This is a genomic window from Haloferula helveola, assembly GCF_037076345.1.
GTDB classification, from domain to species: Bacteria; Verrucomicrobiota; Verrucomicrobiia; order Verrucomicrobiales; family Akkermansiaceae; genus Haloferula; species Haloferula helveola.
Genome location: NZ_AP024702.1, coordinates 4548364 through 4571364 on the forward strand (window position 1 = coordinate 4548364; position 23001 = coordinate 4571364).

Consider the following 23001-nt stretch of genomic DNA (forward strand, 5'->3'; position numbering starts at 1 on the left):
TTGAGTTGAGCAGTTCAGCTCTGGACGGGCAAGCTTCCCCTCAATCCGCTTGGCCGACCTGCAATCGGAAATACTCGCCCCGGCGTTCGACCAGTTCGGCATGTCTTCCCGACTCGGCAATCCTGCCGTCCTTCAGCACGAGAATCTGGTCCGCGGACTCGATGGTGCTCAGGCGGTGGGCGATGACGAAACAGGTGCGTTTGGAGCGCAGTCGTTCCATTGCTTCCTGAACAAGCCTCTCGGTCTTGTTGTCGAGAGCCGAGGTGGCTTCGTCGAGAAGCAGGATGGGCGGGTTCCGGAGGATGGCGCGTGCGATCGAGAGCCGTTGCCGTTCCCCGCCTGAAAATCTCGTGCCGCGTTCACCCGCGAGTGTGTCGAGTTGGTCCGGAAGCTGACGGACGAAGCCGGATGCGTTCGCCGCGTCGAGTGCGGTCCAGATTTCCTCATCCGTCGCATCTTTTTTCGCGAGCAGCAGGTTGTCACGCAGGCTCGCGTTGAAAAGGAAGCTCTCCTGCGTGACATAGCCAAGGTGGTCGCGCAACCACTCCTTCGAGAGCTCCGACAACGGCCGGCCATCGAGAAGGATGCGGCCTTGATCGGGTTCATAGAAGCGCGCGATCAGGTTCAGCAGTGTCGACTTTCCAGCTCCGGTAGGGCCTACCAGAGCGATGGTCTGCCCGGGGCTTGCATGGAGGTCGATTCCCGAGACCGCCGGGGACTCCGGATCGTAAGAAAACGACACGCCTTCGAAGCGCAGGTCCCCACGGACCGAGTCGGGCCGGATGCCCTCCACGAGGCCCGCCTCGTCCGGCCGGTCGAGGATCTCGGCCACCCTCTTGGCGGACGCCCTGCCACGGTTCACGGTCTGGGTGAACGGATTGATCTTCGAGATCGGCTCGAAGAGGAAGCCCCACGCGAAAAGGAAGTAGAACAGGGTGCCGGCCTCGATCTCGCCGGCGAGGACCCGCCAGGAACCGTAAGCCACCATGGCGATGATCCCCGCCTCCGCGAGAATGGATATCGCGGGCCAGACGAGGGACTGGCTTCGCATGACCCGCATGTATTTCCGCCGGGAGGTCAGGCTGGCCGTCTCGAAGCGGTCAAAGGACTCCGGCTCACCGGTGTATGCCTTGATCTGGCGGATGCCGGAGAGGGAATCATGCAGCAGCGCGTGAAGCGCGGCGGTGGCCTCGCTTGACTCCCGCCACTGGGGCTCGGCAACCAGCGAATGTCTCCATGAGACGAGTCCGATCAGGGGCAGGGGAGCGATCGTGACGAGGGCCAGACGCCAGTCGTGCCAGAAGAGGGCCGCCAGCACGACGAGGAATTGGAGCAGCGCGGGAAAGGCGATGTCGATGCTCTCGACCAACATCCTCTGCATCGCCGGGACGTCGGTCGACACTCGGCTCATGACTTCTCCGGAGCGGTTGCGGTCGAACCAGCGGATGGGTTGGCGCTGGAGCTTGTCGAAGAGTTCGACGCGGAGTTCGTGCACGACTTTTGCCTCCAGCCACTGCGAACTGAGTGACCGGAGGGCCAGCAGGATCTGTCTGAGCGCGATCGCTGCCAGGCCGACCAAAGCGGTGGGAAGGACCAGATCCGGTCGGTTCTCGCCGATGACGACGTCGGTGAAGTGACGGGCGACCGCTGGCAGAACGAGGACCAGTGCGGTGCCCGAGATGCCAAGCACCACGACCAGGGTGGCCTTGCCGAGGTGGTTGGAGAGGCGGCGGAGAAATGACATCAGAGCGGGGTGGAGGCACCGGTTGAGCGGTCCGGAGACCGCCGCGCCCTGACATGGCGCTTTGGAAGCGTCACTCCGTCAGCCGCAGCAGGGCTGGAGCGGCTTTTCGCCGTCAGCTTCCGGCGCGCACAGACCTCGATCGGGCGCGAGGGTTCCGAGACCCAGCTTGCCGAGCAGCGCGCGATCCTTTTCGACCGCCGGATTGGTGGCGGTGAGGAGCTTGTCGCCGTAGAAAATCGAATTCGCGCCGGCGAAAAAGCAGAGGGCCTGGGCTTCGTCGGACAGCCTGGTGCGACCGGCGGAGAGGCGGACCTTGGCCTTTGGAACGGCGATTCGGGTGACAGCAATCATGCGAACCAAATCGAATACATCCACAGGGTCGCCGCCTTCGAGAGGTGTGCCCGGCATCGGCATCAGCGAGTTGATCGGAACGCTCTCGGGCTGCGGGTTGAATTCCGAAATCACCTCAAGCATCCGCAGACGGTCGTCGTTGGTTTCCCCCAGGCCGAGGATGCCGCCGCAGCAGACGGACATGCCCGCGTCCTGTACGTTGCGGATGGTCCGAAGCCGGTCTTCGTAGGTGTGGGTGGTGACGATGTTCGGGTAGTGCTCGGGGGAAGTGTCGACGTTGTGGTTGTAGGCGGTCACACCGGCCTCCTTCAGCCGCTTGGCTTCGTCGGGTCCCAATTCACCGAGTGTCACGCAGACCTCCATACCGAGCTTGGAAACATCCCCGATGATATCGAGCACCTGTTCGAAGCGTTGGGTTCCCGAGCGGACGCCCCGCCATGCCGCACCCATGCAGAAACGGGTCGAGCCGCTCTCGCGCGCCGCGCGGGCACGCTCCATGACGGCCTCCTTCTCCATCAGTCGTTCGACTTCGACACCCGAGTTGTAGCGGGCCGACTGCGCGCAGTATGAGCAGTCCTCCGAGCAGCCGCCGGTCTTGATCGATAGCAGCGTGCAGAGCTGCACTTCCGGATCGTCCCAGTGGGACTCGTGGACGGCTCGGGATTGCTTCAGCAACTCGAAGAGCGGCTGTTCGAAGAGGGCTTTGAGTTCTTGGAACTTCATGGTGAATGCGAAAGGGATCAGCGGGCCCAGCGGCCCTTGACGACCGGCAGCTTGCCTTGGCCGACGACGGTGTAGTCAGTGGGGCCGACAGCGCCTTCAAGCGGAACGCCGAGACGGCTCTTCCACTTCTTGCTCATGCTTTCCGCCGTGTGGCAGCCCCAGCTCTTGCAGTAGGCGTTCTTGGCGAAGATCGAGCGGCTGATGCGGTTGAGGTCGTCCTCGTGGATCCAGACCGTGGACGCGGCCATGATCTCGTTGCCATAGTCGAGCATGAAGCAGTATTTGTTACTATGCCCGAAGTAGTCGAAAGTCTGGACCGATCCACGGGGCAGGCTGTTGAGGGTCGAAATGACATTGCCATTCGAGCTCACCCATTTCAGCGACACGTTGCGCTTCCGGGCGAGGTCTGTGATCCAGCTGGTGTATGGTTTTCCATCCTCGCCCGCACGACTCTGGTAACCGGGGCGGTGGACGATCCAGACGATGCGGGCATTCCCGCCGTAGGCTTTGCGGATTTCGACCATCCGCAGCGTCGAGGCCCGGATGAAGTTTGCCCACCACCGGTCGTGCCGATCCTGGCTGACCCGCAAGTCCTCCCATTTCCTAAGTGCCGGGCCACCGGTCATGATCACATGATCCGCCTTCGCGAGGGGAAGCAGGATGACAGCGAGGAGCAGCGGAATGAAGTTTCGCATGGAGGGTGAATAGGACGGAGCGGCAGGATTTCCAATCATCAAGTCGGGCGGCGATCAGTCGGTCGCTGCGGCAGCGGGCTTCGCGCAGGCCCGGGCGATCTTTTCGAGGCCTTCAAGCATCCGGGCCCGGGGACAGGCGAAGTTGAACCTGAACCAGCCGGGCCAGCCGAAGAAGGCCCCGTCGGAGACGAACAGACCGGCCTCCTGCTTGAGGAAGGACGCCGGATTGTCGACGCCGAGGTCGCGGGCGTCGATCCATGCGAGATAGGTGGCCTCCGAGACGACCGGCTTGAGTTGAGGAAGCCGCTCCCGAAAGAAGGTCAGGAGCGCGTCGCGGTTGTCGCGGAGATAGTCGATCAGCTCCTTTCGCCACGGTTCGCCGTCGCGGTAGGCGGCCTCCGCGGCGTAATAGGAGAGCGCGTTGATCTCTGTGAGGGTGTGTCCGCGGGCGGCGCAAAACCGGCGACGCAGCGAATCGTCCTCAATCACCGCCAGCGCGTAGCCGAGACCGGCGATATTCCACGTCTTGCTGGGGGACATCAGCGTGATGCACCGCTGTCTCAGCTCGTCGGGAAGACGGAGCGCCGAGTGATGGGGTGTGCTCGCCTCATCGAGGATCAGGTCGCAGTGGATCTCGTCGGAAACCAACACGAGATCGTGGTCGGAGCAGAAGCGGGCGATGCGCTCGACTTCGTCCGCATCGAATACCCGCCCGAGGGGGTTCTGGGGATTGCAGAGCAGGAACACCCGGGTCTTTTCAGTGACCGCAGCCTCGAGACCGTTCCAATCAAACGTCCAGCGGTCATCGCAGCGGACATGGTCGACGGTGATCAGCTCGGCCTTTGCATCCCGGTGGACGTTGATGAAGGGAGGATAGACGGGAGTGCAGGTCATCACCGCCTCGCCCGGCTTGCAAAAGGCCCGGGCGGCGATCGAAAGCGCGGGGACCAGCCCGCCGAGATGGACAAGCTGCTCGGAGCTGAGCGAGTAGCCGTGACGTTCCTGCAGGTAGACTGCGATGGCCTCGTTCAGCCCCGCATGGGCCTGGGCGTAGCCGAAGACGCCGTGGTCGACACGGCTGTGGAGCGCTTCAAGGATCTCGGGGCAGGAGGCGAAGTCCATATCCGCCACCCAGAACGGGTCGAGTTCCGGACGGCGGTCGAATTTGATGCAGCCGGTTCCCTTGCGGGTGATGGGGGTGTGGAAATCGTAAGGCACGGGCGGGGAAGTAGCGTTCCGACCGGAGCTTGGGAACCGTGAAATGCCGGCGAAAGGCGATCAGGGTGCGACTTCGAAGCCGGCGTTTTCCAGACCAAGGGTCGCGGCGCCGATGATCCCGGCTTCATTTCCGAACCTGGCCGGAAGGATCATCAGGTGGTCTTTGAACGGTGCCGAGAGTTGCGAGTAAATGTGATTGGTGAGCGGCGTGAAGAGCAGGTCGCCTGCCTTCGCAACCCCGCCCCCGATGATGATGGCGCGGGGATTGAGGAGCCAGCAGCAGTTGACGAGGGCACAGGCGAGGCGGCGGGCGATCTCGTCCCAAAGCTGGAGCGCGACCGGGTCGCCGGCGTGGGCGGACTTCGACAGCAGGGCAGGGGTCATGTCGCTGAGCGTCTTGCTGCTGCCCGACTCGGAGTAGAGTTCCTCGGCCCTCGCTGAAATTTGCTGATTGCCGATGTACTCCTCAAGAGCCCCGAGATTACCGTAGTGGCCCGGCTTGCCTTCCCAGTCGACCGACATCTGGCCGACTTCCCCGGCGCCGAATTGGCTGCCCCGGACCATCCGGCCGTTGGCGACCACGCCACCGCCGACACCGGTGCCGAGGGTAATCGCGATCAGGTCGTCGATGCCTCTTCCGACGCCCCGCTTCCACTCGGCGTAGGTCATGCAGTTGGCGTCGTTTTCAACGACCACCGGCAGGTCGAGTCGACGCTGAAGATTGTCCTTGAGCGGGTAACTCTGCCATCCGGGGACGTTGGTGAGGTTCCGGACGATGCCTTTCTCGAAGTCAACGAATCCCGGCATTCCAATCCCGACGGCAGCAATGCCCGGGTGGTGCCCGCGGAGATCTCCAACCGCCCGGGCCAGGGCATCGAGGAGTGGCTCAGGGCCATCGAAATCCTGTGTGGCGATGGGGGGAGCGCTGTCGATGATGTTGCCCCGATAGACCACGCCGGTCTTCACCGAGGTGCCGCCAAAATCAATTCCGAGGGCAAGTTCGCTATGAGCCATCGCGGGCGTTCTAGACGAATTTCCGGGGTGGAGGCACCCCATTTCCTGCCATTTTTCAACCGAATGCCCGTCGACCGATGCGGTCGATGCCGGCGAGTGTCAGATCGCGGTCGACGGTGTCGATTTCCGCCACGCCGGAAGCGATCAGGCCGGCGTCACCGCCGGTGGCAATCGTTTTGACCTGTCCGCCGAGTTCGGAGCGGATCGCGGCAATGATTTCGCGGACCAAGCCTCGATAGCCGATCACCGCTCCCGCCTGCATGGCTCCGGCCGTTGACTTGCCGATTGCCGACTCGGGCTCAGCTAGCTCGATTTGCGGAAGCAGGGCGGTTTTGCGGCCGAGATAGTCACTCATTGCGCCCAGTCCTGGAGCAATGACGCCGCCCACATAGGCAGGTTTCTTCGACACGATGTCGAAAGTCACCGCAGTGCCGAAATCGATGACAATCGCGGGAGCGCCATGGCGGGCGACCACCCCGACTGCATTGGCGAGGCGGTCCGCTCCGATGCTGGGTGGCTTCGGGTAGTCGATCGCGAGATTGAGAGGACTCTCGTGAGTGATCCGGTGCAGAGGGCCGCGGACCGAAAGGTAGGCCTCGATCATTCCCCGCTTGTCCGGAACCACCGAGCAGATGACCGCAGCGTCGAAGTCGAGGTGCGAAAGCTTCTGCGCCAGCACATCGGGCTCGATGGAACTGGTCGGAGTCCAGAAGGTGGCTGTAATGGAGCCATCGGGATCGCTCAGTGCGAACTTTGTCCGGGTGTTGGAGTTGTCGACGAGCAGCAGCTTCATCACCAACGGCAGGTGTAGAATGTTTCGGTTTCGCCGTCCTCGAGTTCCGGTGGCCCGGACTTCGATCGAACCTTCAGGAGCCCGTCATTCAGTTGGAGCTGCAGGGGACCGGAAAGATCTCCGGGTTCCATCCAGAATCGAAAGGAGATGGCTTCGACATGGGCGAGCGAGGGGCCATCGGCATCCAGTCCGCTCTCGCCCTGTCCTTCAAGAGTGAGTCCGTCGGGCCGCTTTTCCCGCCCGTCCGGGAAAACCAATGCCACGCCTTTGGAGAGGTCGTGCCGGGCCGGGTCGAGAATTCGGACCCTCACGTCCAGCCAGTGATAGTCGCGGTCACGGCGGACTTGGGAAAAGTTGATTTTTGCTAGAGCGGCCGGGTCGGGAGCCCACTCGTAGGGGCGGAACCACTGCCACGCGGCCCAGGCCAAACAAGGGATCAGAAGTGCGAGGAGGAATCTACTGCGCCGCGTCACGACCTGCGATTAGTCCAGACCGCCGATGCCTGCCACCGCAAAAAAAGCAGGCGGCCCATCCGGACCGCCTGCTTGTGAAGATAATCGGAGACTGAGGATCAGTCGGTGTAGGCTGGCGAGCCGTGCTCGGCAACGTCGAGGCCTTCCTCTTCCTCTTGTGCGTCCACCCGCACGCCCATGACGAGCTTGAGGATGAAGAACACGACGAAGGAGAAGATGAAGGCGGCAGCACCAACGGCTGCGACACCGGTCAGCTGGCCAACGATGCCGAACTGCTTTTCGCCACCCTCGGGAACGACCTCGAAGATCGCTGCGGCGAGGATACCCCAGATACCGCAGACGCCGTGAACCGAGATGGCTCCGACCGGATCGTCGATCTTAATCTTGTCAAACATCAGGACCGAGAGGACGACGATGACGCCGGCAATCAGGCCGATGATGAGAGCGCCGGTCGCGGAGACGATGTCGGCGTTGGCGGTGATGCCCACGAGGCCGGCGAGGAAGCCGTTCAGGGTCATGGACAGGTCAGGCTTCTTGAGGGTCACCCAGGAAGTTGCCATAGCGCCGAGAGCACCGGTGCAGGCTGCGAGGGTGGTGGTGGTGAAGACGAGACCAAGCGGGCCGGGAGCGGCAGAAAGAACCGAGCCGCCGTTGAATCCGAACCAGCCGAAGAAGAGCAGGAACACACCGATCGCCGCCAGCGGCAGGTTGTGCGGAAGGATCGGCTTGATGCCTTCGCTGGTGTATTTGCCACGACGCGGGCCGAGGACGAGAACGCAGGCCAGAGCGGCGAAGCCACCGAAGGCGTGAACCACCGCCGAACCGGCGAAGTCCTTGAAGCCGTTGCCACCGTTCAGGTCACCGAGCCAGCCGCCGCCCCAGTGCCAGGAGCCGACCACCGGATACCAGAAGCCAACCAGGATGGTCGCGAAGATCATGAAGGTCGGCAACTTGACGCGCTCGGCAACCGCTCCCGAAACGATCGTCGCGGCGGTCGCCGCGAACATCGCCTGGAAGATGAAGTCACCGTAACCGGTCATGCAGAGGGCGACGCCGCCGTAGCCGAAGGTGTCACCACCGTCGGCGTTGAGGTCACCGATCATCGAGCCGAGCTTGAACCAGCCGTTGAAGTCGCCCGGGTAGTGGGTGTTGAAGCCAACCAGCGCATAGGTGACGATACCGATCGCGATGATGAAGCAGTTCTTGAAGAGGATGTTGACCGTGTTCTTCTTCTGACACAGGCCGGCTTCCAGAGTGGCGAAGCCGAGGTGCATGATGAAGACGAGACCGGCGGCAATCACCGTCCACAGCATGGAGGTGGTGAAGAAGTCGAAGGCATAGGCGTAATCGCCCTGACCCGCGATCAATTCATCATATCCGGCTTTGGTTTCATCCACTTCCTCCTGGCCGAAGGCCGTAGCCGTCAGCAGCAGGGGGGAGAGGAACATCAGTTTTTTTAGCATACGCATGGTTATTTCGCGGTGGTTGGTGTTGAACTCGGACCGGGGTAAGCAACGACCGTGCCAACCACCGGGTCAGTCGTGTCTGGCACCCCCCCTGCAGCGGCGAGCCCCGCTAGGATCGGGGGCATGGCGACCCTCATGATTTCCCGATCCGCCGTAAGCTGGTCCCGATGCGGAGAGGTAAATGGCGTCGGATACTCGTAAATACCCTTGCCAGCATCCTTCCGGTTCCCTAACTACCGCTGCGCGAGCAACGCACCCGCGGGTTTTTTGCTGGACATTACTTCTAAGGTTTCTTAACAAAACCGACGAAAGACAGTGTCCGCCAAGCAAATGGCACAGCGGATGCTGAGCACCAAACAAGTCTCTCCTGAAGTCCGGCACCCGCCGTGCTCGGGGGTTTCCTCGCAGCAACCGAAAAACGAAAAACGATGCGCAACTACAGCAAAACCGTTGGCGCCCTGGCCGCTGCCTCCACCCTCGTGGCTGGCTACGCTTCGGCGGAAATCGAAGGTGAAGTCCACGTGGGCTATCACAACATGTACGAGTTCCGATTTGTGGACCTTGGCGACGACCTCATCGAGGCCGGTGCTGATATTGCCGCGGACTTCGGAGCTTTCGGCCTCAGCGCCGGTGCATGGTATGCCAGCTACGACGTGCCTCAGTCGTTCATTGGCGGCAACACCAAGATCAACTTTGACGAGCTTGATCTGTATGCTGCGGCCACTTGGAGCGTGACTGATGCCTTCTCCCTCGAGCTTGGCTACATCTACTACTACTTCCCGGACGCAGGTTCCATCCTCGCTCCGCTTGGCTTCAACCTCTCGAACACCCAGGAAGTCTACCTTGGTGCGAGCTACGATTTCAGCTTCGGCCTGAATCTTTCCTCGACCTTCTACTACGACTTCGACGCCCTCAACGGCTGGTACTGGGATAACTCGGTGGGTTACACTTGGGAATTCAACGACTGCCTTGCTCTTGAGCTTGGTGCTGGATTCGCATTTGCCGACGGCCATGGTGCCCAGGTCTCCGCCAAGCCCGGTTCCACCGGTACCGCTGACGGATTCCAAGGCTGGTATCTCTCGGCCGCCCTTCCGTGGGAATTCCGCGAAGGTGTGACCCTGACGCCTTACGTCAAGTATGCCGACGCTGACAGCAGCCTCTCCACCGACTTCTACGGCACCGCTGGTGCTGAGAACATCGTCGCCGGTGTGACCCTTGCGGTTGGCTTCTAATCGGAAGTTTCCGATCAACGAATTAAGTCGGCCGTCCTCAGGGGCGGCCGACTTTTTTGTGTCTCCAAGGGGCCGTGGCCACCATCGGCTTGATCGACCCGGTTGGTGCCGTCAGTCACCGGCTCGCGGATGAGCCTTGTCATAGGCTTCCCGGAGACGCTCCTTGGTGACGTGGGTGTAGATCTGTGTGGTGGAGAGGGACGAGTGTCCCAGAAGGGTCTGGACCGATCTCAGGTCGGCTCCCGCATCGAGCATGTGGGTCGCGAAGGAATGCCGCAGCTTGTGAGGGGAGACCTTGAAGGGAATCGAAGAGCGATCGAGATACTTGCGAAGCAACAGGTCGATCGCCTGTTGCGTGATACGCGTGCGCCGCTTGCTCAGGAAAAGAGCACCCGAGGTTACGGCGCCTTCCCGTTGGTAACGTTGGAGTGCGCTCAGGGCGGGGCCGCCGACCGGAATCAGCCTTTCCTTCGAACCCTTGCCCTTTACCCGGAGGCTTTCGCCGAGGAAGTCGATGTCGCTGACCTCGAGTGACCGCAATTCCGAAATCCGGAGCCCGCAGGAGTAGAAGAGCTCGAGGATCGCCGCGTCGCGGAGCGGTAACCAGGCGGGAGTGCCCGCGCGGTGCTCCGTCTGCAGCGGCAGGCTCAGTAGCTCCTCGATCTGGGATCTCGACAAGACGACCGGCAGTTTCCTCTCGGGTTTCGGCAGTTGGACTTCGGTGACCGGGTTCCGTGCCAAGCCCTGCCGGAGAACAAGATACTTGTAGAACGACCGAAGCGCGGAGAACCGGAGACGAATGGTGGAGCGGGCCAATCCGGCCTTCATCAGCTCATACAGCCAGTCCCGGAAGTCGTCGCCGCCGAGGTTTCTCCATCCCGGGAACTCCTCTTTCCATCGGTCGCGGAAGCCGGAAATCGCGCGACGGTAGCGGTCCAGGGTGTGGGCGGAGGCGCTGCGCTCGACTTCCATGAAGCGAAGGAAGGCGCCGGGCAGATCCTCATCCTTCATGGGGACGTTGTGGCTTTCTTCCGCGGGCGATCGCGATGATCACCAGCACGAACCCACCTGCCGCCAGTAACCCTGCAAGCAGGATGCCGATGGCGATCATCTGTCCTTCCTGTTTCGCCAGTTCGTTGGCGAGTTCTCCAGTGACGGATTCGAGATCCTTCTGCAGTCGAAGTGCCCGTTGGCGGATCAGCAGGATCAGCACCGTGGCGGAAGCGAAGAGGGTCAGGGCGATCCGGATCAGGCGGTTCATGTACAGGAGGGGCAGGTGCCGAAGAACTCGAGCTCGTGGTAAAGATTCCTGAAACCCGTCTTTTCCCGGATCTCGTCTTCAAGGGCGTGCACGGGGCAGGGGGCTTTCACCGCTTCGATGGAACCGCACTCGGTGCAGATCAGATAGTCCTGGTGTTTGCCCGGGACGAGAAGTGTGAAGTAGGCGGCCCGCTCGTGCAGTCCGAGCCTTCGCACGATGCCTTTCTCGGCGAGCCGCTGAAGCAGCCGGAAGACGGTCGCCTTGTCGCATTGGTCGCTGAGACGCTCGGAGACGGCGAGTTCGGCGAGCGTCATCGGCCGGCTCGATTCCACCAGTGTGGCGAGCAACTGCTCCAGCGCTTTGGTGCGGCGCATTCCGCGCTCACGGCAGCGCTCGATGGTTTCAGCGACGATGGATTGCATACGACGGATTGAAGGTAGCTCGTGCGGGTGCCGAGGGGAAAAGGAAATCAGAGCAAGTTGGGTTGTCCGCCCGGCGGCGGAGGAGCCCCGATTTTCTCGTAGGCGGCGGGCAGGGCGAGCCGTCCCCGCGGGGTACGCTGGAGAAAGCCCTGAAGGATCAGGAAGGGTTCATGGACCTCCTCAAGCGTGGCAGCGTCCTCACCGACCGCGACAGCGAGCGAGCCGACGCCTACGGGTCCGCCGTTGAACTTGTAGATCAGAGCTTCGAGCAGGCGTTTGTCCATCTCATCGAGTCCGTCCGAATCGATCTCGATCATCGCCAGGGCGGCGTCGGCGATCGGGCCCGTGATGGTTCCGTCGCCCTTCACCTGAGCATAGTCGCGTACCCACCGGAGGAGGGCGTTGGCCACACGGGGGGTGCCCCGCGAGCGGCTGGCGATCTCGAGGGCACCGTCGGGCTTCACCGGGATCTCGAGCAGGCCGGCGGAACGCTCGACGATCCGGGCGAGTTCTTCTTTCGAGTAGTAGTCGAGCCGGTTGGTCAGGCCGAAGCGCGAGCGGAGCGGGGCAGTCAGCATGCCTGAGCGGGTCGTCGCCCCCACCAGAGTGAATCGCGGCAGATTGAGTTGGATCGAGCGTGCCGATGGACCCGAATCGATGATGATATCGAGCCGGAAATCCTCCATCGCGGGGTAGAGGTATTCCTCGATGGCTGGATGGAGGCGGTGAATCTCGTCGATGAAAAGAACATCGCCCTTCTGGAGATTCGTGAGCACGCCCGCGAGATCCCCGGCTTTTTCAATCTGGGGGCCCGACGTGGTGTGGAGCTGGGATCCGGAAGCGCGGGAGATGATGTTGGCGAGCGTGGTCTTGCCGAGGCCCGGTGGGCCGGAAAGCAGCACATGGTCGAGAACATCTCCCCGCTTTTCCGCAGCCTCGACCATCAGAAGCAGCCGTTCTTTGACCTTCTCCTGTCCGATGAACTCCGAGAACGCCGGCGGCCGCAGGGAAATGTCGAAGGAACTCGCGGGCTCGTTGGTGGTCTTCTGGTAGAAATTGTCGCTCATCGGCGCGGCGTGGGCAAAGAGGACCACAGCACAGGGCGGATGAACACGATTTTCCTCGCAGAATCGCCTTTACAAGACGTTCGGGTTCCCTATTTTCCGCGGCCCCGCGAGGGCTCAACCGATTTCCCGAACCATGAAAGTTCTCTCATCCCTTTCCTCGGCCAAGCGCCGCCACACGGACTGCCAAGTGGTTTCGCGCAAGGGCACGACCTACGTGATCTGCAAGTCCAACCCGAAGTTCAAGGCCCGCCAGGGTGCGACCAAGGGAACCCGCCTTTCCAAGAAGGGTGTGAAGTAAAGGACGGCGATCGAAATTCGCTTTGAGGAAGGCGGCCATTGGGCCGCCTTTCTTCGTTCATGGCTTCGGTCAGGACGGCACGAGCCAATCAAGCACTCTGCCGGCGGCGGCCAAACCGAAGGCGGCCGTGACGTGGGTCACGGAGCCGTAGCCCGCATCGCAACGGAGACCGGCAGGCAGTTCCGAAGGCCGCTCATGACTGACGCCACCCTCGCAGGTCGGGTAGAGCGGTGTCTCGTCGGAGAACACGGCCTCGATCTCGAAATCTGGCGCCCGCCCCCGTTCCGGAGCGCTCGGAAAGCCAAATTCGGTCCGCAGCTTTTTGCGAACCGATGCCAGAAGCGAGTCCTTGCTGGTGTGGGCGAGGTCTGCCACCCGGAGCCGGGTCGGATCGCGTCGGCCTCCCGCCGCGCCTGAAGCAATGACGGGGACACCGAGACTCCTGCTGGTTGCGAGCAGGTGGCACTTGGCGCGTAGGGAGTCGATCGCATCGATTACCGCTTCCGGTTTGGTTGAGAATACCTCGTCGGCGGTCTTCTCCGAGTAGAACGACTGTAACTCGGTGATCTCGATTCCGGGATGAATCCTCCGCAGGCGCTCCGCCATGGCCGTGACTTTGGGGCGGCCATAGGTTCCGTCGTCCGCGTGGATCTGGCGGTTCGTATTGGTTACGCAGAGGTCATCCGGATCGACAAGGACCAGATGGCCGACTCCCGATCGGGCAAGGCTCTCGGCGGCCCATGAGCCGACACCGCCGATGCCCGCGACCATGACGGTCGAGCGCCTGAAGACTTCAAGCGCGCCAGTTCCGTAGAGTCGGGCGATGCCGGAGAACCGATCGTGATAGGGATCACTCACGGCCAAGGCAAATAACCGGCGGTCAGGCGCCCAACAAGTGCTTGCGCATGTTGGCGAGAATTTCCCCGCAGCGCTCCTCGTCTCCTCCTGCGACTTCCGCCGTTGCCCAACCCGTGTAGCCGATCTCCTTCAGGGCGGCGCGGACATCGGGCCAGTCGACGTCACCCTCGCCGATCTTGCAGAAGCCGTTCTTCAGGCCCCAGTCCTTGGCGTCGAGTTTCACGATCCGTTTGCCGAGTGCGCGGATCCATTCCGCCGGCTTGGCGAAGCGCTGATGGTTGCCGATGTCGAAGTAAGAGCCCACCCACGGCGAATTGATTTCGTCGAGGTAGGCGACCAGCTTCTCGGCGCTCTGCGAATCCCCCGCCTTCTCGTCGTAGAACATGCGGTTCCACACATTCTCGATAAGAATGTGAATCCCCAATTCAGCGGCCAACGGAAGGGCCTTCCGAATCTCGGTGATGGAGCGTTCCCAAGCTTGTTCATGGGTGGTGCCTCCATCGACTACGCCGGGCACGAGCAGCACGGCTGAGCCGCCGACCGAGTGCGACTCCCGGATGGCGGTCAGGAGTCCTTCAAGAGACTTCTCGCGAACCGCGGGGTCAGGATCCGAGAGCCGGACCCGCCAGTGGATCGAGTTCACCACGCCGTGGATCGGAAGCCCCACGGTCTTCGATGCCTTGAGTGCCTCCGGCTTGTTTTCACCTCCCGGCGAGTTCAGCTCGACGCCGTCGTAGCCCAGTTTCTTGAGAATCGAGAACTTCTCTTCCAAGGACGCTCCAAAATTTGCCATCCCGCACTTCAGCGAGAGATTGATGGGCAGCGGCGCTGAAGCGGGGGCGGTATCGGCGCCAAAGGCGGGGCGGAGGAGGGCGGCGGAGCCAAGCGTGGTAATGAAGCGGCGTCGGTGCATGGTGAGACTACGTGCAATTGAGCTACCAAACTTGCCCGTTCAAGGCATAAAAATCATCTTCCAAGCTGTTCTTTGTGTTTTTTGAAGATTGCGAGAGTGCGCTTTCGTTCCTCGCCATGATCGAGACATGGTAGAGGGTAATCCTTCGCGAGAGGTTCGTTTCCTTCGGGGGCTTCGTGAAGAAGCTTTGCCTCGACGTCCTTGAGCTCGGGAATCCAGCGTTTGATGTACTCGCCGTCCGGATCATGTCGCTTCGACTGCGACCACGGATTCTGGATCCGGAAATACGGTGCGGCGTCCGCTCCGGTGCCTGCCGACCACTGCCAGCCGCCATTGTTTGAGGCGATCTCGCCATCGACCAACTGTTGCATGAAGTAGGACTCACCTTCCCGCCAGTCGATGTGAAGGTCCTTGGTCAGGAACATCGCGACAATCATACGGACCCGGTTGTGCATGAATCCCGTCTCGCACAGCTCTCTCATTCCGGCATCCACGATCGGGAATCCAGTTCGTCCCTCCTTCCAGGCTTCAAAATTCTCGCCCGGGGTTTCCCAAGGCAGCCCCCTCCAGTCGGGGTTGAATTCTTCTTTGAGGACGTTTGGAAAGTGATGGAGAATGGCCATGTAGAATTCACGCCATGCCAGCTCCTTGATGTAGGTGTGCATGCTTTCCCGAGTTGAAGGGGATCTAGAGGCCTTGCGGGCTTCATGAACGCGCCGATACACCGTGCGGATTGAAACCAAGCCGTAGCGCAGGTCTTGCGAAAGTCTCGAAGTCCCGCTAGCCGAGGGGCAGTCACGCATTCCTCCGTAGTCGGCCAAGCGAGCTGACACGGCGGTTTTCAGGCGGCCGAGAGCAGCCTTTTCTCCCGCCTCGACGATACCGCCCGCAGCGGTATCAAGATTCCAGTGGGAGAGCCGGGGGAGCGGGTCGGATCGCAGGTTCTTCGGGGTGTCCAATTTGCCGGGTTTGGGCAGAGGGGTTGGCTTATCCAAGGATAGCCAGTTGTTGCTGTAGGGAGTGTAGACGCGATAGGGGTCACCCGATTTGGTCAGGACTTCATCGGGGGTGTGTAGAGTGACGTCGTTCCAGCCATGACACTCGATTCCCCACTCCGAGCATTTCCGGGCGAGCTTTTCCTCAACGAGCTTCCCGTGCGGGTCGGGATCGCGGTTGTAATAGATTGCCGCCGCGCCGGTTTCTTCTACGAGTCGCCCGAGTTCCTCAATCGGGTCTCCGGTGCGGATGATCAGCCGGCCGTCGATCGTCCCGAGGTTTCCGGCAAGCGCCTTGAGCGAATCGCAGAGAAAAGCCTGACGGTTCGGGCCGGTCCAGCGGTGATTCGCCTTCCAGTCCGAGAGGATGTAGGTCGGGACAACGGAAGGGTAGCTCCGGGAGGCGTGGAGCAGCGCGGTATTGTCGAGAATACGAAGGTCCCGGCGGAACCAGTGGATGACGGGGGGAGCTTGGCCCATATCGGGCAGCAAATCGAGCGATCCCCGCCGCGCAAGCGCGGAGCGGAATATTTCGGACTCCCGGGACGGCCGTTCAGGCCTTGTCCAGAATCTTCTCGATCTTGCGGACAGTGGTGTCGCTCAGCTTTCCCTGCACCCGGCGGGAGCGCTCGAGAGTCGATTTGATCTCATCGAGGGCTGATTCCGCAGCCTCCAGCGATTTCCTTCCGCCGCCATATTGCTTGTCGGAGAAGTACTTCGTGAAGGTCGCTCCACCCCGGCTGATGCAGAGCCGCCAGCCTTGGAAGGCGGTGCTCTCATAGGTGAAGCGCGTGAGGTTCCGCTTGGATTTCATCGCTGTCTGCTTTCTGACTGTGGCGAAATTCACACTTCAACATGACACGGTCGGCGCTAGAAGGCGACACGTTTTTGATTGGGAAATGTTAGGCTTTTCCGGCCCGTCCCGGGCGGTGGCCTTTTCCTCCGAAAATTTGCTTTGCCAAGCGGCGGGTCATCCCCTTAAGTCCCCGCCCGCGCGAGCCTACCGAACCGCCGTAGGTCCTCCGGGCCCCCGCCGAAAGGCGGGAAAAGCCACGCTCGTCGGAGGGAAACCCGGCACATCGAACCATACCATGTCAACTACCACACTGTCTCGTTTCGAGATTCCGAACCGCCTCGTCCGTAACGAGGAGACCGCCAGCGACATCTACGCCCAGTTCACCGCCGAACCGTTCGAGCGGGGCTACGGGCACACCCTTGGCAACTCCCTTCGCCGTGTCCTTCTGGGATCGCTCGAAGGTGCCGCGATCACCTCGGTCCGCATCGCCGGCGTTCAGCACGAATTTTCCAGCCTCCCCGGCGTGGTTGAGGATGTGACCGACATCATCCTCAATCTCAAGAAGGTGAAATTCAAACACCACGACAAGGAGCCCCGCATTCTCTCGATCAAGGTCGAGAAAGAGGGGGTCGTGACCGCCGGTGACATCCAGGAAGACAATCTCTACGAGGTCGTGAACAAGGATCAGGTCATCTGCAACCTCGACAAGAAGGTGAAGTTCGACTGCGAGTTCGAGGTCCGCGTCGGCCGTGGTTTTTCGACCGGCGATGAGAACAAGCGCAAGGACCAACCGATCGGTGTGATCGCGATCGACTCGATTTTCTCGCCCGTCACCCGCGTCAAGTATGCGGTTGATTCCACCCGTGTGGGTCAGATGACCGACTACGACAAGCTGGTCCTTGATATCTGGACCGACGGGCGGATCACCCCGCAGGACGCGCTTCTCCAGGCTTCGGCGATTCTCCGCCACCACCTTGACGTGTTCGTCAACTACGACGAGAACGCCGTTGATTTCGAGGAGGCTCCGGCCGAAGCCAGCGAGGAGAACGCCGCACTCAAGAAGCTTCTCAACATGTCGGTCAACGAAATCGAACTTTCGGTTCGTGCCGCCAACTGCCTCAACAACGCGAACATCACGACCGTGGGTCAGCTCGCGATGAAGACCGAGGCCGAGATGCTCAAGTACCGCAACTTCGGCAAGAAGTCGCTCAACGAGATCAAGGACAAGCTCTCGGAGCTTGGTCTCGGTCTCGGAATGTCCCTCGATCCTTCGTTGCTCACCGGTCCGGTGGCTGGCGCTCCCGCGCCGCGCCTCGGTGTGGAAGACGAGGCACCGGTCGGACTTGCCGATCTTATCGCCCAGAACCTCGACGACTGATTCAGAAAGGGACCATCCCAATGAGACACCGCAACAAAACCGCCAAACTCAAGCGCACTGCCGACCAGCGCCGTGCCTTGCTCGCCAACCTGGCGTGCAGCCTGATCGAGCACGGTCGGATCCGCACCACTCTTGCCAAGGCAAAGGCGCTCCGGCCGCTCGCCGAGAAGCTCGTCACGCTCGGAAAGCGCGGCGACCTCCATGCCCGTCGTCAGGCTGTCGCATTCCTGCGCCACAAGGACGTCGCGAAGAAGCTGTTCGATGAAGTCGCTCCCGCCGCGAAGGATCGTCCGGGTGGCTACTGCCGTATCACCAAACTGGGTGCCCGGATGACCGATTCCGCGCCGATGGCCATCATCGAGTGGGTTGACCTTCCGGGTCTGGACGAAGCCGACGAGGCTCCGGTCGCAGTCGCCGAAGAGTCCCCCGCTGTGGAGGAGGCTCCGGAAAAGCCGGCTGCAAAGAAGGCAGCCAAGAAAAAGGCAGCCCCCAAGGCTGAGGCCGAGGAGGAGACGTCGGAAGCCGGCGAAGTCAAGTAGACCGAAACTGGTCTGTCTTTACTGGAAGATTTCGAAGCCCGCGGGTCTGGCCCGCGGGCACTTTCGTGTTAAGGCGCTACTCAAGGTCGCCGATCCGAAAGGGGACATTGCGGGTCATTGTGGCTTCCCGGCGGACGGGGTCATTGTTGTATCTCTGCGGCGGCTGACCCGCCTTTCAGAGAGCTGTTCGTGGTGCCCCTTGTGCGTTCCTTCACGGAGATTGAAGTCGACCGCACCGATCTTTTTCGGGCAGTAGCAGACATCCCAAAGGCTTTCTCCAGTTGGCGCAGCGCCACATTCTGGCCCCGGAACGCCGCCTCAGTGTTCCTGAAAACGTTACGGACGGTAATCTCGCTGTTGGAATCCACGTTCCTCCCGATATCAATCCACGCCCGCCTCGGGCAGCCTTGTCCGTAGGAGGACGTAGCGCCTACGTATCGGCACGAATGGGCGGCTCCTCCCTGCGTCTCGTGGGGGCGGTTTTGGAAATGGACTTCGCACCTTCGTCCGAAACCCTTCCACCAATGTGCAAGGTCATGCCAGCATTTGGTGCTTGAGATCACTTCGGCGTTGAGCGTGAGATTGAAGTGCCCCTTCTCGCTCTGTGTCTGCCGTCTACGAAATGCCTCTGTTACCCGACGAAGTAGCTACGTCACGCAGGCGGTGAATTGCCCGGCGCTGTCTCCCTGCGGCAAAGCATTCTCAGCCGGCAGCGTCTACGGTAGTCCGTCGGTGGCAAGCCAGCGGGAGCAGTTGGGTGAAGGCCTTCGTCCTTGCTGGGCTACAGTAGGAGATTGTAGTGGCTGTGGTCGCCGAGCACTGTCAGCAGATGGCAATGCCCGCCATATGCCAGCGGTATTCATCCCTTATGATCCTTCGAAGGACACTTGATCTTGCGCCCTCCCCTCACCGGATGAAACTCATGCGTCGCGAGGACGTTTGTCTTCGTCTCCAATGGAGTCCTCCAAGGACCGCTCAGCCGATCGTCGGGAGCTGCCCGCCAACCCCTCGGCCCCCTGTGCATGCCCCCAAACACTCCTTGACCCAGTCGGCGCGCTTGATGCCGATGTGTCGGCACGGGGCTAACGCGTCGACTCCCTCGGGGTCCGCGCTTGCCTCACAATATCGATTCACTTTCACACTACCACAGGGTTCTCACGTCATCGTTTGCCCGCTAACGGAGGTGCCAACGAAAGGCCCGAACAGCTCTTGACCCCATGGACAGTGTCGTGAGCTAGAGCTCCGACTGACAAACTGGAAAGGAAATGCGAACTCCACTCGATATTCCGACCAGCTGCCGTGGGCTATCGCTGGCCGAGGCCCAGAACGTTTGTTTCGATCTCGGTGCCGGGGCCGTCAAGCGAGAGGTCCGGCAGGGCTGGCGAGAACAGGAGGATGCTTCGCGTCGCCCAAGTGTCCCCGTCGGGTGACACTTCCAATTGGTAATAGCTCCGAGACTCCCCAGCGGGTACAGCGAAACGGATCGAGGCCAGACCGGTTTCGCCGAGCACGACAGTGGGAACTGCGAACCACGAGAGATCACTCCACTCGCTCAAATTGTTACTGCGCCAGATTCTCCATGCCCTGCCGTCGCTGAGCACTTGGGTGCCGGGGAGCGTGAGCAGTTCGATAGGGATCTCCATCGACACCTCGATTAGATCTCGGGTTGAGTCCACATGCAAACCCCGCGAACGGCTGGTCCGATCGAATGGGTTGCTGCCAAAAAAGGTCTCCAACTCGTCGTCCATGCCGTCCGAATCACTATCTGTGCTAATTTGAAGAAGGGCAACCTCCGCTGCGAAAGCCTCTGTCTTCAGTCGGGCTTCAAGCTCAGCAGGGGACAGGGCCGGATTGATCGACAGCTCGATCAGCGCGGCTGCGGTCGCGAGAGCGGTTGCGGGGCTGGTTCCGTAGGCAGCGGTTTCGATGCCGCCGGGTCCGAAACAAACGACTGCGTCGCCCGGGGCGTAGAGATCCACCGCCTCGCCGATGTTCGAAACCGGGTAGACTTCGTTGTCGATCCCGGTTGCCCCGACGCAAACCACGCCCTCGGTGCTGCCGTAGGCTGACGGAACATAACGCGATGCGTCCGCTCCATTGTTGTTTCCGGCAGAGACGACCACGGGGAGGCCCTCTTCGACGGCGGATTCGATCGCATACCTGAGGGTCGACGATTGTCCTTCCGCCGCGGATCCGCTGGCAATGCAGATCAGCGCAGTGCCACCGTTGAGTTGAAAGTGCTCGGTTGCTTCGAGCACCGCGTCTGCCACGAGGCCGGCTGAAGAAGCGGAGCCCTCACCGTCCGGATACACGTCAAAGCTCACAACCTCGATGGGAGTGCCTTGGGCGGCTCCGGAGCCGGGCCCGGCGATGATGGACAGCATCTGGGTTCCGTGGAGGAAAGCCGATGAGCCACTGTCACCGCCGACGATGATGGAATTTCCTACCGTGAGGTTCTCGTTCGTGTCGAACCAGCCACCGGAGTTATCGACCGCGGTATCGATCAGATACAGGCGGACCTTATTCGGGGTGTCCGGGTAAGCATAGACCGTTTCATCCGGCGCACTCTCCGCGTCATTGAGTCTTGCGAGTGCCCAGCAAGCGTCTGAGACGGCTCCAGTAGGGAACATCGGCAAGTCGCGGCCGTCATCGGCCGTTCGACTCGATGGCACGGAGCCGGTTTGCGGACCCGAAAAGAGCGGAAGAAGGCAGGCTGCGCCGAGGCAAATCGGCAGCTGTCTCTGGAACGAAATCATGGGAACGACCTAGGCTTAGAGGATGGCATTTCATATCTGTCAGGGAGTTATAGGTCGAGAAAATACTAACAACTCATGATATGGTTAGTTTTATATAAACATAAATATAAGTCAGCCTGTTATTCCCAAAGTTTTTAAAAATAAAGAACCATTTAATATGTTTGTTACCGATCTATTTGGAGCTCTCAGTTTTTGACTTGGGGAGACCAATGAGCTGGGCTAAAAACCAACGGTGACGGACGACATCGCGGGCAGCTCAAGCCACGCGGGCGTTCACAGCTTGTTGTTCCCATGCGCCTGTGTCTGATTGCTCTCCTGATCCTGCCCTTACACGGGCAGTTTTTGCCAGGCGTTGACCCTCGTCTGCCGGAGCCGGAGCCATTGGAGTCACTCCCTCCGGTCCAGCGGGGAACGCTTGGAGAGATTCCTGAGGATCCTCTACTCGCCGAAAAAATGCTTCAGATTCAGCTCGAGGGCTGGGAAGAGAGCGTGGTTGAGGATGGTCCTGAACCGCTGCGCATCGCCACCGGGCTTGAGGTCCCGGAGCCGGAATTGCTCGCCCGTCGACTCCAGCCGTTCGTCGGGGGAGAACTCAAGGCTTCCGATCTGCTGGCAATCGCCGACGTGGTGCTCGTGCACTTTGATCTCGAAGGATACCCGGTCGTCAATGTCGATGCGCCCCAGCAGGACTTCGAAGGAGGGGTCCTTCGTCTGGTCGTCGAGATCGGCCGGATCGGCAAGGTGGGCGTGACGCGTCCCAAGTATGGGAATCCCGAATCGGTTCGTCGCGGGCTTTGGCTCCGATCGGGCCAGCCGGTCATGCGTTCGGCGTTGGATGATCAACTGGCTTGGTATGGTCGGCATGTTTTCCGGCGTCCGCGGCTGTTCGTTTCTCCTGGCGAAGAGCCCGCGACCGCTGACATCCTGATCGGCTTGGAGTCCGCCAAGCCATGGAGGGTAAACGTCGGGTACGAAAATAGCGGGCCCGATCTCGTCGGTCGCGACCGGATCCTGATCGGTGCGGCGGGAATGACGCCGGGTGAGCATCTCATTGCTTGGCAAACCGTGCTCGGCACTCCGGTTTCATCGCTCCATGCGCATGCGCTCAGCTGGGAGATTCCGTTTCACTCGCTGCATCAGTCGCTGCAGTTGGACGCCGCCTATGCCGAGGTCCTGACTCGAACCCTTGGCGCCGGCCAGGTATTTGAAAATGAGGGAACCTCTTGGTCCTTCGGGGCGCTGCACAAGCTTCCGCTGCCCGCGATGGGCTCGTGGCGGCACAGCCTGCGAAGCGGCTTCGAGGTCAAGGGAACCGACCAGTTCGTGTTGTTCGGGGCGGGAGCCTTTTCGCCGGGTGAAGTGAGGTTCGTGCATGCGAAGGTCGCCTACCAGTTGGAGCGTCGATGGGAAGACGCGGGTGTCGCTTTCCAGGCGTCGCTGGTGGGTTCGCCGGGAGGGTTGATCTCCGGCAACGACGATGCGGACTTTCAGGCCTACGATCCCTCGGCGACGTCCTCGTACTTGATCGGCCGTTTGTCCGGTCAGGGATGGTGGTCGCCGGGAGGAGATTGGCGCATCGGTCTCCGTGGAGCGGGGCAGTGGTCGGACTCCCGGTTGCTCCCTGCGGAACAATTTGCGGCGGGTGGCTACCAGACGGTCCGGGGAGTTGCGGAGCGTGAGTTTTTCGCCGACAACGGATGGCAGGCGAGTGTCGAGTTGGTAACCCCGGAGTGGGCGCCGGTCGACTGGCTCCGTGTCAGGGGAGTCGGCTTCTTCGATCACGCTTGGCTGGAGAACCGCAAGGGCAGTGCGGTCTCGATCTCCGGAACGGGACTCGGGCTCAGGGTTCGGCTCTCGGACTACGTCGACTTCCGCGCCGACCACGGGTGGTGGGTCGACGGGAGGGGCGGACGCACGCACTTCGGAGTGACCATGCGCTACTGACCCGATTCGGGTTTCCCGAGGAGTTGGGACGGGGCAGTCTCGATGGCGTGGAGGGTGATCACCGC

At 61.4% G+C, this 23001-nt stretch carries 22 protein-coding genes; 5 read left to right on the forward strand and 17 right to left on the reverse strand.

The window, feature by feature from the left end:
- Nucleotides 1-40 precede the first annotated feature (40 nt).
- The 8 genes from HAHE_RS17095 to HAHE_RS17130 form a co-directional block, all read right to left on the reverse strand.
- Nucleotides 41-1744: an ABC transporter ATP-binding protein gene (locus HAHE_RS17095; RefSeq protein ID WP_338686129.1), complete on the reverse strand. Its 1704-nt coding sequence runs from the start codon at nucleotides 1742-1744 to the stop codon at nucleotides 41-43.
- Between the two features lie 78 nt (nucleotides 1745-1822).
- On the reverse strand, nucleotides 1823-2818 hold the full coding sequence (gene bioB, locus HAHE_RS17100; RefSeq protein ID WP_338686131.1) for a biotin synthase BioB: 996 nt from the start codon (nucleotides 2816-2818) through the stop codon (nucleotides 1823-1825).
- Between the two features lie 17 nt (nucleotides 2819-2835).
- Nucleotides 2836-3513, reverse strand: coding sequence for a hypothetical protein (locus tag HAHE_RS17105; RefSeq protein ID WP_338686133.1), 678 nt, complete (start codon nucleotides 3511-3513; stop codon nucleotides 2836-2838).
- A gap of 54 nt (nucleotides 3514-3567) precedes the next feature.
- Nucleotides 3568-4731, reverse strand: coding sequence for a PatB family C-S lyase (locus HAHE_RS17110; protein WP_338686135.1), 1164 nt, complete (start codon nucleotides 4729-4731; stop codon nucleotides 3568-3570).
- Between the two features lie 60 nt (nucleotides 4732-4791).
- On the reverse strand, nucleotides 4792-5745 hold the full coding sequence (locus tag HAHE_RS17115; RefSeq protein ID WP_338686136.1) for an ROK family protein: 954 nt from the start codon (nucleotides 5743-5745) through the stop codon (nucleotides 4792-4794).
- A 55-nt stretch (nucleotides 5746-5800) separates the two neighbouring features.
- Complete coding sequence (locus HAHE_RS17120) at nucleotides 5801-6538, reverse strand: type III pantothenate kinase (RefSeq protein ID WP_338686137.1); 738 nt, start codon at nucleotides 6536-6538, stop codon at nucleotides 5801-5803.
- Nucleotides 6538-6966, reverse strand: a complete 429-nt coding sequence (locus HAHE_RS17125) for a hypothetical protein (RefSeq protein ID WP_338686138.1) — start codon at nucleotides 6964-6966, stop codon at nucleotides 6538-6540. The genes HAHE_RS17120 and HAHE_RS17125 overlap by 1 nt, the downstream gene beginning before the upstream one ends.
- Nucleotides 6967-7109: 143 nt before the next feature.
- Complete coding sequence (locus HAHE_RS17130) at nucleotides 7110-8480, reverse strand: ammonium transporter (protein ID WP_338686139.1); 1371 nt, start codon at nucleotides 8478-8480, stop codon at nucleotides 7110-7112.
- Nucleotides 8481-8905: 425 nt separating this feature from the next.
- On the opposite strand from HAHE_RS17130, the gene HAHE_RS17135 reads away from it, so the two are divergent.
- Nucleotides 8906-9709 (forward strand): hypothetical protein, encoded by an 804-nt coding sequence (locus HAHE_RS17135; RefSeq protein ID WP_338686141.1) that lies wholly within the window; start codon nucleotides 8906-8908, stop codon nucleotides 9707-9709.
- A gap of 111 nt (nucleotides 9710-9820) precedes the next feature.
- Here the strand turns inward: HAHE_RS17135 and xerA are convergent, their stop codons facing one another.
- The 4 genes from xerA to ruvB are packed head-to-tail and all read right to left on the reverse strand — an operon-like array spanning nucleotide 9821 to nucleotide 12459.
- Nucleotides 9821-10720 carry a site-specific tyrosine recombinase/integron integrase gene (xerA, locus tag HAHE_RS17140; RefSeq protein ID WP_338686142.1) on the reverse strand — a complete coding sequence of 300 codons (900 nt, stop codon included), beginning with the start codon at nucleotides 10718-10720 and terminating at the stop codon, nucleotides 9821-9823.
- Entirely contained in the window at nucleotides 10710-10970 is a 261-nt protein-coding gene (locus tag HAHE_RS17145) for a hypothetical protein (protein ID WP_338686143.1), read from the reverse strand. Before HAHE_RS17145 ends, xerA begins: the two co-directional genes overlap by 11 nt.
- On the reverse strand, nucleotides 10967-11392 hold the full coding sequence (locus HAHE_RS17150; protein ID WP_338686145.1) for a Fur family transcriptional regulator: 426 nt from the start codon (nucleotides 11390-11392) through the stop codon (nucleotides 10967-10969). The genes HAHE_RS17145 and HAHE_RS17150 overlap by 4 nt, the downstream gene beginning before the upstream one ends.
- A gap of 47 nt (nucleotides 11393-11439) precedes the next feature.
- Nucleotides 11440-12459 (reverse strand): Holliday junction branch migration DNA helicase RuvB, encoded by a 1020-nt coding sequence (gene ruvB, locus HAHE_RS17155; RefSeq protein WP_338686147.1) that lies wholly within the window; start codon nucleotides 12457-12459, stop codon nucleotides 11440-11442.
- A gap of 133 nt (nucleotides 12460-12592) precedes the next feature.
- Here ruvB and ykgO point away from each other — a divergent pair, with 133 nt between their 5' ends.
- Complete coding sequence (gene ykgO, locus HAHE_RS17160) at nucleotides 12593-12757, forward strand: type B 50S ribosomal protein L36 (RefSeq protein ID WP_338686148.1); 165 nt, start codon at nucleotides 12593-12595, stop codon at nucleotides 12755-12757.
- Nucleotides 12758-12826: 69 nt separating this feature from the next.
- On the opposite strand, the gene HAHE_RS17165 is transcribed toward ykgO, so the two are convergent.
- The 4 genes from HAHE_RS17165 to HAHE_RS17180 form a co-directional block, all read right to left on the reverse strand.
- A complete protein-coding gene (locus HAHE_RS17165; protein ID WP_338686150.1) occupies nucleotides 12827-13615 on the reverse strand; it encodes a tRNA threonylcarbamoyladenosine dehydratase in 789 nt (262 codons plus the stop codon).
- Nucleotides 13616-13637: 22 nt separating this feature from the next.
- Complete coding sequence (locus HAHE_RS17170; protein ID WP_338686151.1) at nucleotides 13638-14528, reverse strand: sugar phosphate isomerase/epimerase family protein; 891 nt, start codon at nucleotides 14526-14528, stop codon at nucleotides 13638-13640.
- 53 nt (nucleotides 14529-14581) lie between these two features.
- Nucleotides 14582-16003 (reverse strand): deoxyribodipyrimidine photo-lyase, encoded by a 1422-nt coding sequence (locus tag HAHE_RS17175; protein ID WP_338686152.1) that lies wholly within the window; start codon nucleotides 16001-16003, stop codon nucleotides 14582-14584.
- Between the two features lie 73 nt (nucleotides 16004-16076).
- Nucleotides 16077-16337 carry a hypothetical protein gene (locus HAHE_RS17180; RefSeq protein ID WP_338686154.1) on the reverse strand — a complete coding sequence of 87 codons (261 nt, stop codon included), beginning with the start codon at nucleotides 16335-16337 and terminating at the stop codon, nucleotides 16077-16079.
- 277 nt (nucleotides 16338-16614) lie between these two features.
- Between HAHE_RS17180 and HAHE_RS17185 the strand changes: the two genes are divergently transcribed.
- Nucleotides 16615-17697 carry a DNA-directed RNA polymerase subunit alpha gene (locus HAHE_RS17185; RefSeq protein WP_338686155.1) on the forward strand — a complete coding sequence of 361 codons (1083 nt, stop codon included), beginning with the start codon at nucleotides 16615-16617 and terminating at the stop codon, nucleotides 17695-17697.
- 20 nt (nucleotides 17698-17717) lie between these two features.
- Nucleotides 17718-18236 (forward strand): 50S ribosomal protein L17, encoded by a 519-nt coding sequence (gene rplQ, locus HAHE_RS17190; RefSeq protein WP_338686157.1) that lies wholly within the window; start codon nucleotides 17718-17720, stop codon nucleotides 18234-18236.
- Nucleotides 18237-19540: 1304 nt separating this feature from the next.
- Here rplQ and HAHE_RS17195 read toward each other — a convergent pair.
- Entirely contained in the window at nucleotides 19541-20908 is a 1368-nt protein-coding gene (locus HAHE_RS17195; RefSeq protein ID WP_338686159.1) for a S8 family serine peptidase, read from the reverse strand.
- A gap of 537 nt (nucleotides 20909-21445) precedes the next feature.
- On the opposite strand from HAHE_RS17195, the gene HAHE_RS17200 reads away from it, so the two are divergent.
- Nucleotides 21446-22936, forward strand: coding sequence for a ShlB/FhaC/HecB family hemolysin secretion/activation protein (locus tag HAHE_RS17200; protein ID WP_338686161.1), 1491 nt, complete (start codon nucleotides 21446-21448; stop codon nucleotides 22934-22936).
- Nucleotides 22937-23001 lie beyond the last annotated feature (65 nt).